The organism is Streptomyces sp. BE303, assembly GCF_036290945.1.
Classification (GTDB): domain Bacteria; phylum Actinomycetota; class Actinomycetes; order Streptomycetales; family Streptomycetaceae; genus Kitasatospora.
Window position 1 is genome coordinate 174157 of sequence record NZ_JAQYWZ010000717.1, and the last position, 11407, is coordinate 185563.

The following is an 11407-nucleotide window of genomic DNA, read 5'->3' on the forward strand; positions in this document are numbered from 1 at the left end:
TAAGTCAGCTCACCGTTCGAGGTCTACGGTCTTGGCGGCGGGCTGCGCGGCCTCCAGCGCGGCCAGGCCGGTCCGCAGCCGCCCCGTCCCGATCAGCGCGGCGACCACGCCGAACGCCCCGGCGGTCAACGGCACCCAGTATCCGGCGGCCGCCCCGGCCGCGTCGACCACCCAGCCGCCGGCCGAGGAGCCGGTCGCGACACCGAGGGCGAGCCCCGTGGTCGTCCAGGTCATGCCCTCGGTCAGCTGGGCCGGCGGGACCAGCCGCTCGACCAGCGCCATCGCGGTGATCAGGGTGGGGGAGATGGCGATGCCCGCGATCAGCAGCGCGCCGCCGACCGCCACCAGTCCGCCGACCCCGCTCACCGACTCGGCGATCAGCAGCAGCGGCACCATGCTGACCGCCATGAACACCACCCCGCCGAGGAAGCGGCCGGCCATGGAGCCGGTCAGCTTCAGCGTCCCGAACACCACCCCGGCCAGGCAGGAGCCGAAGGCCCAGAGCGCCAGGATCACGCTGGAGATCGCCGTGTGCCCCTGCGCCTTCGCGTAGGCGACGGTGACCACCTCGACCGAGCCGAAGATCGCGCCGGTCGCCACGAAGGTCAGGATCAGCACCTGGAGGCCGCGGTTGCGGATCACCGGTGTGCCGGTGTGCCGGGCGGAGGGGTGGACGGGCGGCTCGGTGCTCCGCTGGGCGGCGAACAGCACCACGCCCACCGCGAGGAAGACCCCGGCGAGCAGCACGCCCGCCTCCGGGAACACGGAGGTGGCCAGGGTCACGGCGAGGATCGGGCCCACGATGAAGCAGACCTCGTCGACCACCGCCTCGAACGAGTACGCGGTGTGCAGCCGCGGCGCCTGGTCCCGGTACAGGTGCGCCCAGCGGGCCCGGACCATCGCCCCGGCGCTCGGCATCACGCCCATCCCGGCCGCGAACACGAAGAGCGTCCAGGCCGGAGCCCCCAGCCGCGCGCAGATCAGCAGCCCGACGGCGGCGGCGACGGTGATCGCGGTGGCGGGCATCAGGATCCGGCGCTGTCCGTGCCGGTCCACCAGCCGGGAGACCTGAGGCCCCAGGACCGCCGCGGACACCGCCATCGTGGCCGACACGAGGCCGGCCACACCGAAGGAGCCTCTGAGCTCGGAGAGCATCGTGACGATGCCGATCCCCGTCATGGAGATCGGCAGCCGGGCTATGAATCCGGTGGACGAGAAGGCCAGACTGCCGGGTGCGGCGAAGATCTGGCGGTAGCTGGACAGCACGGGAGCTCCGCAGGGGGGTAAGGAACGAGACCGGTAAGGACAGCCTACGAACCTTGGCAAACTGGATTTTTCCGGGCACCAGGGGCGGCCCCGACCCAGGCGGTCCGTCCCGCAGTGGCAGGATCGGTGCCATGTCCGACGCGCGCAACACCTCCCTCACCGGCGCCGCCCCGTACGACGCGCTGCTGCTGCTCTCCTTCGGCGGGCCCGAGGCCCCCGAGGACGTCGTCCCGTTCCTGGAGAACGTCACCCGGGGCCGCGGCATCCCGAAGGAACGCCTGCGGGAGGTGGGCAAGCACTACTTCCTGTTCGGCGGCGTGAGTCCGATCAACGAGCAGAACCGCGAGCTGCTGGCCGCGCTGCGCAAGGACTTCGCCGAGCACGGCCTCGGCCTGCCGGTCTACTGGGGCAACCGGAACTGGGCGCCCTACCTGGTCGACACCCTGCGCGAGGCGGTCGCCGACGGGCACCGCCGGATCGCCGTCCTCGCCACCAGCGCCTACGCCGGGTACTCCGGCTGCCGCCAGTACCGGGAGAACCTCGCCGACGCGCTGGCCGCGCTCGCGGCCGAGGGCCTGCCCGTGCCGGCCGTCGACATGCTGCGCCACTTCTACAACCACCCCGGCTTCGTCGAGCCGATGATCGACGCCACCCTGGACGCCCTGACCCGGCTCCCCGAGGACGTCCGGGACGGCGCCCGGCTGGCGTTCACCACCCACTCGATCCCGGACACCATGGCCGGGAGCTCCGGCGCCCCGGACGACCCGGCCCGCGGTCGCCCCGGCGGCGCGTACGTCGCCCAGCACCTGGACGTGGCCCGGCTGGTCGCCACCGCCGTCGCCGAGCGGACCGGCGTCCGGGACCGGCCCTGGGACCTGGTCTTCCAGAGCCGCAGCGGCGCCCCGCACACCCCGTGGCTGGAACCGGACATCTGCGACCACCTGGAGGCCCGGCACGCCGAGGGCGACCCGGCCGTGGTGATGGTCCCGATCGGCTTCGTCTCCGACCACATGGAGGTCAAGTACGACCTCGACACCGAGGCGGCGGCCAAGGCCGCCGAACTCGGCCTGCCGGTCGCCCGGGCCGCCACCGTCGGCGCCGACCCCCGGTTCACCGCGGCCGTCCGCGAACTCGTCCTGGAGCGGGCCGCCGCCGAGCGCGGCGAGCTGGTGACCCGCCGCGCCCTCGGCACGCTCGGCCCCGGCCACGACGTCTGCGCGGTCGCCTGCTGCCCCAACCCGCGCGCCCCCCGCCCGGCCGCCGCCGAGCGCTGACCCCTCCGAGGAGACCTTCGTGACCAGCCCCGCCGTTCCCGGAACCGCCGCGCCCGACCCGGCCCTGCTCGACGAGCTGCTCGACGTCGCCCTGGACGCCGCCCGGCGGGCGGGCGCCCTGCTGCTCGACGGCCGGCCCGCCGACCTGGGCGTGGCCGGGACCAAGAGCAGCCCGGTCGACGTGGTCACCGAGATGGACCTGGCCTCCGAGAAGCTCGTCCTGGAACTGATCGCCGAACGCCGCCCCAGGGACGGCTACCTGGGCGAGGAGGGCGCCGAGCGGGCCGGCACCAGCGGCGTGCGCTGGGTCGTCGACCCGCTCGACGGCACCGTGAACTACCTCTACGGACTGCCGTCCTGGGCGGTCAGCGTGGCCGCCGAGCTGGACGGGCGGGCGGTGGTCGGCGTGGTCCTCGCACCGGCCCGGGGCGAGCTGTTCCAGGCCGTGCTGGGCCGCGGCGCGCAGCTGGACGGCCGGCCGATCGGGGCCCGTCCGGCGCCCCCGTGGGGCCAGGCCCTGATCGCCACCGGCTTCAACTACGTCCAGCCGGTCCGGGTCCGGCAGGCCGAGGTGCTGCTGGCCCTGATGCCCGAGGTGCGCGACATCCGCCGGGGCGGCGCCGCCGCGGTGGACCTCTGTGACGTCGCCGCCGGCCGGCTGGACGGCTACTACGAGCGCGGGCTGGCCCCCTGGGACCGGGCCGCCGGCTGCCTGATCGCCGCCGAGGCCGGTGCGCTGGTCGGCGGCCGACCCGGCCACGGGCCGGACGGAGCGCTGACGGTGGCCGCCGCGCCCGGCGTCTACGAGCCCCTCCAGGAGCGCCTCGCCGCCCTGCGGGCCTGGGCCGACTGACCCGCTCCCGGGCGCGGCCGGCCAGGAAGGGCGTGCCGCGCCCGCTCCGGCCGGGCCCGCGGCCGTGCCGGGACAGCGAAGAGCCCTGGCATACGGGGGATGCCAGGGCCTGGGTTCTCGCACGACCCCCTCAGGGCCGCTGGTGCCGGGGAACCGGCGTCGGGTCGGTGGTCGGTCAGGCGGCGGTGCGGTGCCGTTCCAGCACCGTGTCCACGCCGTGTTCGGCGGCGAGCCGGCGGAGGTCGTCCAGCTCGGACTGTTCCACCTCGGCCAGGAATTCGTCCCCGGCCTCGATCGCGCGGTGCAGATCCTGCTCGGCGTTGGCGATGCGCTGCAGGATTCCGGCGGTGAAGGCGTCCATACGGGCCCCCTTACTGTGTCGGACGTGCACGGTCGTGCGTCCCCCGCCCCGAGGTCGTGGTGGCCAGCGGAAGCGTCCGAGCCGGGCAGTGAAGTCTCCGGTCGGGCGCGGAGACGGCCCTCGGCCGCTCCCGTGACGCCCCAGCCCCAGGGCCGGCGCGGATGAACGCACGGCGGGTGGGTGCGATCGGCCTACAGCCAGATCGCGGGTGTGCAGCTGTCCTCCCCGCCCCCGGGACGGGGAAACCTCCCCACGCGAGAAAGTTGCCCGCGTCACAGTCCAATCGGAGTGGTGGACACCCGAACCGTCACCGGACCGTTGCCCGGCGGCCGGCCGCCGCTGCCTCCGGGGCAGCTTATCGCTGCTTTACCGCAGGACCAGGCAGGATGGGGGGCACCGTCGGAGCCGTGCGTCCGCTTTTCCGGGGCCGGCCTGGAGAAGGGACAACGACCGTGCGGGTTCTCGTCGTCGAGGACGAGCAGCTGCTCGCCGAGGCAGTCGCCACAGGTCTGCGCCGCGAGGCGATGGCCGTCGACGTGGTGTACGACGGGGAGGCCGCGCTCCAGCGCATCGCGGTCAACGACTACGACGTGGTCGTGCTCGACCGGGACCTTCCGCTGGTCCACGGTGACGACGTCTGCCGCAGCGTGGTCGACCAGGGCCTGGCCACCAGGGTGATCATGCTGACCGCCTCCGGTGACATCAGCGACCGCGTCGAAGGGCTGGAGATCGGAGCGGACGACTACCTTCCGAAGCCGTTCGCCTTCAGCGAACTCGTCGCCCGGGTCCGGGCGCTGGGCCGCCGTGCGACCGTCCCGCTGCCCCCCGTCCTGGAACGGGCCGGCATCTCGGTCGACCCCGGCCGCCGCGAGGTGATCCGCGACGGACGGCCCGTCCAGCTGGCCCCCAAGGAGTTCGCCGTCCTGGAGGTCCTGATGCGGGCCGGCGGAGCCGTCGTCTCCGCCGAGCAGCTGCTCGAAAAGGCCTGGGACGAGCACACCGACCCGTTCACCAACGTCGTGCGCGTCACCGTGATGACGCTGCGCCGCAAGCTCGGCGACCCGCCGGTGATCGTCACCGTGCCGGGCTCCGGCTACCGGATCTGACCGTACCGGCCCCCGCGGCCGGCCCCATCGCGCCCGCCGCCCCGGCGGACGCTCCGAGAGGACCATCATGACCACCCCGCCCACGGCCGGCGGGCCCTCCGGCGCGCCCGCCGGCGGGCGCGCCGCAGGACCCAGGGCCGTGCCGCCGAAGCCCGTGCACCCGCCGCGCGCCCCCCGGTTGCACCAGCCGCAGGACACCTACGTGCCCGGCGACGGCATGCTCGCCTGGCTGCCGTTCCGCCCCACCATCCGGATCCGGCTGACCCTGCTCTACGGCGGGATGTTCCTGATGGCCGGCGTGGTCCTGCTGATGCTCATGTACTTCTTCCTCCGCCAGGCCCTGCACGACGTCGCGCCGCCGCCCTTCATCTTCGAGAAGGGCACCACCGTCAACGGCGTGGTGATGACCCCCGAGCAGTTCAACCAGTTCCTCGTGAAGCGGCACGAGGCCGCCTCCAGCGCGGCCCTCAACACCCTGCTGCGCAAGTCCCTCACCGTGCTGGTCTGCCTCGCCGTGATCGCCTTCGCGGCCGGCTACGCGATGGCCGGCCGGGTGCTGCGCCCGCTGGGCCGGATCACCCGCACCGCCCGCGAGGTCGCCTCCTCCGACCTGCACCGGCGGATCGAGCTGGACGGGCCGGACGACGAGCTCAAGGAGCTGGCCGACACCTTCGACGACATGCTCGACCGCCTCGACCACTCCTTCGACTCCCAGCGACGCTTCGTCGCCAACGCCTCGCACGAGCTGCGCACCCCGCTGGCGATCAACCGGACCCTGCTGGAGGTCCAGCTCTCCGACCCCGACGCCTCGAACGACCTCCAGCAGCTCGGCAAGACCCTGCTCGCCACCAACGAGCGCAGCGAGCAGTTGGTGGAGGGCCTCCTGCTGCTCGCCCGCAGCGACAACGAGCTGACCGACCGCCGTCCGGTGGAATTCTCCGAGGTGGCCACCAGGGCGCTGGAGCAGACCCGGGCCGAGGCCGGCAACCGCGAGGTCGAGCTGCGCGCCACGCTCCACCCGGCGACGGTCGCCGGGAACGGGGTGCTGCTGGAGCGGATCGCGCTCAACCTGCTGCAGAACGCCGTCCGCTACAACTCCGCCGGCGGGTGGGTCGAGATCACCACCGCCCCGGTGCCCGGCGGAGGCGAGCTCGTGGTCTCCAACACCGGCCCGGTCGTCCCCGGGTACGAGCTGGAGCACATCTTCGAACCGTTCCGCCGGGTGAAGGGGGCCGACCGGACCCGCAGCGACAAGGGCGTCGGCCTCGGACTCTCGATCGTCCGCTCGGTGGTCCGCGCGCACCACGGCACCATCGAGGCCACCCCGCGTTCCGGCGGCGGCCTCACGATGCGCGTGCGCATCCCCGGCGTCTGAGCCGCACCACCGGGCGCGCCGGGAGCGTCCGAGGGCCCTCCCGGCCCCGTCAGGGCCCTCCTGGCCCCTCCGTGGTCCGTACCGGCCGTCCGTGCCGCCCGGCCTCCGCGCCCCGACCGCTAGCCGCCCCCGTCAGGCTGTCAAGAAGACATAAGCCCTGGCGGGGGCGGCTTGTCTTTTCCGGCCCGAGCAACTTACGGTGTCGTAACCTACGCAACCGTAAGTGCGTATCCGACGCGCCCGTCCCAACGCGCCCGTCCCGCGCGTGCCCGTCCCCCAGGAGTTCAGACTCGTGACCATCGCCCCCGTGCAGCGCAGCGCCTCGCTCGGTTCGAGCACCTGGACCGACGCCCGGCTGATCCTGGCCCTCGAAGAGGTCGTCGAGAAGGAACTCGACCGCCACCTGAAGGTCGCCAAGGAGTGGATGCCCCACGAGTTCGTCCCGTGGAGCCAGGGCCGCGACTTCGACGGCGTCCTCGGCGGCGAGGCCTGGGAGCTCGGCCAGTCCAAGGTGACCCCGCTCGGCCGGGTCGCGCTGGTGGTCAACCTGCTCACCGAGGACAACCTCCCGAGCTACCACCACGAGATCGCGACCATGTTCGGCCGCGAGGGCGCGTGGGGTGCCTGGGTGCACCGCTGGACCGCGGAGGAGGGCCGGCACGGGATAGCGATCCGTGACTACCTGCTCACCACCCGGGCCGTCGACCCGGTCGAGCTGGAGCGGGCCCGGATGGCGCACATGTCGGAGGGCTTCGAGTCCGACAACGCGCACAGCATGCTGCAGTCGGTCGCCTACGTGGCCTTCCAGGAGCTCGCGACCCGCATCTCGCACCGCAACACCGGCCACTTCGCCGGCGACCCGCTGTGCGAGCAGCTGCTCGCGAAGATCGCCAACGACGAGAACCTGCACATGGTCTTCTACCGGAACCTGCTGAAGGCCGCCCTGGAGATCGCCCCCGACCAGGCCATGCGGGCCATCGCCGACGTGGTGACCGACTTCCGGATGCCGGGCCACGGGATCCCCGGCTTCGAGCGTGCCGCCGCCCAGATCGCCATCGGCGGCGTCTACAACCTGCGGATCCACCTCGACGACGTGCTGCAGCCGGTGCTGCGCCACCTCAAGGTCATGGAGGTGGGCGGTCTCGGTCCGGAGGGCGCGCGGGCCCAGGAGGAGCTCGGCCTCTTCCTCGCCGGGCTGGACGCCCAGGCGACCAAGTTCGACGAGCGGCAGGCCGCGCTGCAGGCCCGCCGGGCGGCCCGCAAGGCCGCCAGGTAGCCGGCGCCCGCGCCCACCCCCCCGGCCGGAGCGGCCGGGGGTCCGACGGGAGCGGGAGCGGCCCTCCGCGCGGCCTCCCGACCGCCCGGAGGGCAGTGTGCCGGACACGAACTCGGGGGCCGGAAGGTCACGGACCGGGCCGCTCCGGTTGGGCGGATTTTCCACGTTTTGCCCGGGAAGATTCAGAACGTGACCAAGCTCACACCGTGTCGCTGCGCGACGCGGGACGACCTCGGAGCGTGATCATGCCCGCGGCGTCGCCGATCGCTTTCCGTGAGCGGATCGATGATCGACTCCGACGCGGAGGATTGACCCGCGCCCCTGGTGGGCAAGGGAATTCGCAGGCGCCGCACGGGCTTTTGATCACTCTCCGTGTCCGCCGCGCGGGCGTTCCGGCGGCGTGGCGATGGCCCAGCGTGAGGCCCCTCGCACCCGAGTCGATCACCCCAACGGACCCCCGGCTGAGTGTCGATTGAGTAACAGGGCTTGAAGTAAGGCAAAATCTCCGCCTCGGGTCGGGCACAAGACCGACCCCCCATGCGTTACGTGCGCTGGAGATACCGCACACACCGCACAACCCGGAGGGGGAGAGCGAAATATGGCTACCGACTACGACACCCCACGCAAGACCGACGACGAGCTCAACGAGGACAGCATCGAGGAGCTCAAGGCTCGGCGGAACGACAAGGGCGGAAGCTCTGTCGACGTCGACGAGTTCGAAGCTGCCGAGGGCATGGAGCTCCCCGGCGCGGACCTCTCGAACGAGGAGCTCTCCGTCAGGGTGCTGCCTCGGCAGGCCGACGAGTTCACCTGCATGAGCTGCTTCCTGGTCCACCACCGCAGCCAGCTGTACAGCGAGAAGAACGGCAACCCGATCTGCCGGGACTGCGGCGCCTGAGGACCAGGGCGGCCATGACTCGGGCCTCGCGATTTCAGCGAGACCGGTACAACGCCCCTTCCGGCCCCGGGCAGCGGGGCCGGACGGCAGCTCCGGCGGTCGCCGTGGCGGACGCACCAGTCATACGGTCATACGGAGATACAGAGGGACGGTCCCGCGAAGGCGGAACCGTCCCTCTCCGTTTTTCTGTTGTCCGCGTCCCGGCGGGGTCCGCTCGGCGGGCCCGCCCCCGGTGCGGCCCCGGTCAGGCGCGGGCGCCCCGGCGGGCCTCGTCCAGGGCCTCGGCCAGCTTCATCGGGGAGCGGGTCGACAGGTAGAGGTACGGCGTCGGGTCGGCCGGATCGGTCACCTCGACCCGCAGCGCCGTCGGAACGTAGCTGCGCAGCAGCATGAACGCCCGCGGATCGGCCTTCGGCCCGCGCCAGGCCACGGCCTCGGCCGGGCTGAGCGGGTGGGCGGCGCCGAGGGCGTCCACCGGGATCCGGGCCGGGCCGGCCACCAGGGATCCCTGGACCACCCGGATCCGGGCCGAGCCGTAACTGCTGATCGCGGCCGCACCGGCGGCGATGCCGACCACCAGTCCGACCAGCGCGCCCACCGCGCTGATTCGCAGCAGGGTCAGCGCGAGCGTGAGGCCGATCGCGACCGGGAACAACCACCAGGAGCGCGGCGCGGTGAGGCGTTCGTCGTACATGCCCCCATTGTGGGCGCCGCAACGGCCGGCCCTGGACGGCACCCCCGGTCCCGGCCCGCCTACCGGTCGGTAGGGTGGGGCGGCGTGACCGGTTCGATAGCCCCCACCTCCCCCTCCGTCCCGTCGGCGCCGGCCGTGCCGCGGTCGTCGACCACGCCGCCGCCGGAGGCCGTCCTCCCCGAGCGCGCCCCGGAGGCCCCCGCCCCGGGCACCCGGCTCGGCTCGCACTACGAACACTGCTTCGGCTGCGGCCCCCGGCACCCCACGGGCCTGCGGATCGACGCGGTGGCCGGCGAGGGCCTGGACGTCACCGGCGAGTTCACCGTCCGTTCCGAGCACCAGGGCGGCCCGGGTCTGGCCCACGGCGGCCTGCTGACCACCGCCATGGACGAGATCCTCGGCTCGCTCAACTGGCTGCTGCACGCCCCCGGCGTCACCGGCCGGCTGGAGACCGACTTCCTCGCCCCGGTACCGGTGGACACCCGGCTGCACCTCCGCGCCTGGGTCACCGGCGTCCACGGTCGGAAGGTCTACAGCGCCGCCGAGGGCCGGATCGGCGGACCGGACGGACCGGTCGCCGTGCGCGCGCAGGCACTCTTCATCCAGGTGAAGCTGGAACACTTCACCAAGCACGGTCGTCCGGAGGACATCGAGAAGGTCCTCGACGACCCTGACCTGATGCAGCGCGCCCGAGCCTTTGAGGTGAACCCTTGACCAGCACCCCCCGCCCGCCCCTGGACGTCCTGATCCGGCGGATCGACGCCGAGCTGCCGCTGCCCGCGTACGCGCAGCCCGGCGACGCGGGAGCCGACCTGCGGACCACCGTCGACGCGGAGTTGGCCCCCGGCGAGCGGGCCGTGCTTCCCACCGGTGTCGCCATTGCGCTGCCCGACGGTTACGCGGCGTTCGTCCACCCCCGGTCCGGCCTGGCAGCTCGTTGCGGTGTTGCTCTGGTGAACGCCCCAGGGACGGTCGATGCCGGGTACCGTGGAGAGATCAAGGTGATCGTCGTCAATCTGGACCCGCGCGAGGGGGTCAGCTTCCGCCGAGGGGACCGGATCGCCCAGCTGGTCATCCAGCAGGTCGAGAAGGCCCGCTTCCACGAGGTGGCCGAGCTGCCGGGGTCGGCACGCGCCGAGGGCGGGTTCGGGTCGACCGGCGGCCACGCCGCGGTCTAGGCTGCCCGCGGCCTCGCAGGAAGCCGAGCAGGTATTCGCATCGGTCTTGGACCGGGAAGGACAGTGACCGTGTTCCGTCGTCGCCAGAAGAGCGAGGACGCTGTCGAGCAGCTCGCCGACGACGCCATCAGCGCCGACGAGACGGCCGATGACGTCGAAGGTTCCGCCGAGAGCGAGAACGTGACCGACCTGGATCCGACGGACCGCGTCGGGCTGCCGCCGGCCCCGCGTCCGGAGGGGCCGTGGGACCACTCCGAGCTGGAGGGTCCCGAAGAGGGCCGGGTGGACCTCGGGGGCCTGCTGGTCCCCGGTGTCGAGGGCATGGAGCTCCGGGTCGAGGTGGCCGGCGAGTCGATCGTCGCCGCCACGCTCGTCCTCGGCAACAGCGCCATCCAGCTCCAGGCCTTCGCGGCCCCCAAGTCCGAGGGCATCTGGGGCGAGGTCCGCGAGGAGATCGCCACCGGCATCACCTCGCAGGGCGGCGTGGTCGAGGAGGAGGAGGGCCCGCTGGGCTGGCACCTCCGCGCACAGGTCCCCGTCCAGCTGCCGGACGGCACGCAGGGTGTCCAGCTGGTGCGCTTCGTCGGCTGTGACGGACCGCGCTGGTTCCTGCGCGGCGTGATCTCCGGCCAGGCCGCGGTGCAGCCCGAGGTGGGCGGCATCCTGGAGCAGGTCTTCCGGCAGACCGTCGTCGTCCGCGGCGAGGGCCCGATGGCGCCCCGCGACCCGATCGTGCTGAAGCTGCCCGAGGACGCGCAGATGGTCGCCGACGGCGGCGGCGCGGTCACGGGCGCCGGTGAGGGCGACACCCGCTACACCGGCACCTCGCTCGACCCGTTCGCCCGCGGCCCGGAGATCACCGAGGTCCGCTGAGCACCGCGATCGCCCTCGTCCGGACCGCCGGACGGGGGCGATTTGCATGTGACGGGCCGATCCCCGTACAGTTCCGGAGTCGCCGCGAAAGAGCGGGGACAAGCAGGAAAGCAAATCGGATGAATGAAACTCCGGAAAACGGAGCGGAAAACGTCTGGTAAGCTGGAAACACGAAAGAACGAAGCGCCCGGAGGGCCGGTGTGAAAGCCGCCTGAAGGAAGTGTCCGTTCCTTGAGAACTCAACAGCGTGCCA

Annotated in this window: 11 protein-coding genes and 1 pseudogene; 9 read left to right on the plus strand and 3 right to left on the minus strand. The window is 72.8% G+C overall.

The window, feature by feature from the left end:
• Nucleotides 1–4: 4 nt before the first annotated feature.
• Nucleotides 5–1266 (minus strand): annotated as a pseudogene (locus tag PUR56_RS21195) (MFS transporter).
• Nucleotides 1267–1397: 131 nt separating this feature from the next.
• Between PUR56_RS21195 and PUR56_RS21200 the strand changes: the two are divergent.
• On the plus strand, nt 1398–2540 hold the full coding sequence (locus PUR56_RS21200) for a ferrochelatase (RefSeq protein WP_329950049.1): 1143 nt from the start codon (nt 1398–1400) through the stop codon (nt 2538–2540).
• Nucleotides 2541–2559: 19 nt separating this feature from the next.
• The gene (locus PUR56_RS21205; protein WP_329950050.1) at nt 2560–3393 is read left to right on the plus strand and encodes an inositol monophosphatase family protein; all 834 of its coding nucleotides are present in this window, start codon (nt 2560–2562) and stop codon (nt 3391–3393) included.
• Between the two features lie 175 nt (nt 3394–3568).
• Here the strand turns inward: PUR56_RS21205 and PUR56_RS21210 are convergent, their stop codons facing one another.
• Nucleotides 3569–3754 (minus strand): hypothetical protein, encoded by a 186-nt coding sequence (locus PUR56_RS21210; protein WP_030301315.1) that lies wholly within the window; start codon nt 3752–3754, stop codon nt 3569–3571.
• A 452-nt stretch (nt 3755–4206) separates the two neighbouring features.
• Here PUR56_RS21210 and PUR56_RS21215 point away from each other — a divergent pair, with 452 nt between their 5' ends.
• The 4 genes from PUR56_RS21215 to PUR56_RS21230 all read left to right on the plus strand — a co-directional run bounded on the left by PUR56_RS21215 (nt 4207) and on the right by PUR56_RS21230 (nt 8409).
• Nucleotides 4207–4860 carry a response regulator transcription factor gene (locus PUR56_RS21215; RefSeq protein ID WP_329489897.1) on the plus strand — a complete coding sequence of 218 codons (654 nt, stop codon included), beginning with the start codon at nt 4207–4209 and terminating at the stop codon, nt 4858–4860.
• 67 nt (nt 4861–4927) lie between these two features.
• Entirely contained in the window at nt 4928–6235 is a 1308-nt protein-coding gene (locus tag PUR56_RS21220) for a sensor histidine kinase (protein ID WP_443034539.1), read from the plus strand.
• Nucleotides 6236–6527: 292 nt separating this feature from the next.
• Entirely contained in the window at nt 6528–7511 is a 984-nt protein-coding gene (locus tag PUR56_RS21225; RefSeq protein WP_329950051.1) for an acyl-ACP desaturase, read from the plus strand.
• Nucleotides 7512–8109: 598 nt separating this feature from the next.
• Nucleotides 8110–8409, plus strand: a complete 300-nt coding sequence (locus PUR56_RS21230) for a DUF4193 domain-containing protein (RefSeq protein WP_327681335.1) — start codon at nt 8110–8112, stop codon at nt 8407–8409.
• A 244-nt stretch (nt 8410–8653) separates the two neighbouring features.
• Here the strand turns inward: PUR56_RS21230 and PUR56_RS21235 are convergent, their stop codons facing one another.
• Nucleotides 8654–9103, minus strand: a complete 450-nt coding sequence (locus PUR56_RS21235) for a DUF3093 domain-containing protein (protein WP_329882673.1) — start codon at nt 9101–9103, stop codon at nt 8654–8656.
• A 135-nt stretch (nt 9104–9238) separates the two neighbouring features.
• Here PUR56_RS21235 and PUR56_RS21240 point away from each other — a divergent pair, with 135 nt between their 5' ends.
• The 3 genes from PUR56_RS21240 (at nt 9239) to PUR56_RS21250 (ending at nt 11154) form a co-directional block, all read left to right on the plus strand.
• A complete protein-coding gene (locus tag PUR56_RS21240) occupies nt 9239–9817 on the plus strand; it encodes a PaaI family thioesterase (protein WP_329950060.1) in 579 nt (192 codons plus the stop codon).
• The gene (gene dut / locus PUR56_RS21245) at nt 9814–10281 is read left to right on the plus strand and encodes a dUTP diphosphatase (RefSeq protein ID WP_329882674.1); all 468 of its coding nucleotides are present in this window, start codon (nt 9814–9816) and stop codon (nt 10279–10281) included. Before PUR56_RS21240 ends, dut begins: the two co-directional genes overlap by 4 nt.
• A gap of 69 nt (nt 10282–10350) precedes the next feature.
• The gene (locus PUR56_RS21250) at nt 10351–11154 is read left to right on the plus strand and encodes a DUF3710 domain-containing protein (protein ID WP_329950052.1); all 804 of its coding nucleotides are present in this window, start codon (nt 10351–10353) and stop codon (nt 11152–11154) included.
• The last annotated feature ends 253 nt before the right edge of the window (nt 11155–11407 follow it).

Excerpts from the sequence above, each read along its gene's own strand:
- PUR56_RS21200 (WP_329950049.1), top strand. The coding sequence starts at position 1,398 with ATGTCCGACGCGCGCAACACCTCCCTCACCGGCGCCGCCCCGTACGAC.
- PUR56_RS21210 (WP_030301315.1), bottom strand. The coding sequence starts at position 3,754 with ATGGACGCCTTCACCGCCGGAATCCTGCAGCGCATCGCCAACGCCGAG.
- PUR56_RS21220 (WP_443034539.1), top strand. The coding sequence starts at position 4,928 with ATGACCACCCCGCCCACGGCCGGCGGGCCCTCCGGCGCGCCCGCCGGC.
- PUR56_RS21230 (WP_327681335.1), top strand. The coding sequence starts at position 8,110 with ATGGCTACCGACTACGACACCCCACGCAAGACCGACGACGAGCTCAAC.
- PUR56_RS21235 (WP_329882673.1), bottom strand. The coding sequence starts at position 9,103 with ATGTACGACGAACGCCTCACCGCGCCGCGCTCCTGGTGGTTGTTCCCG.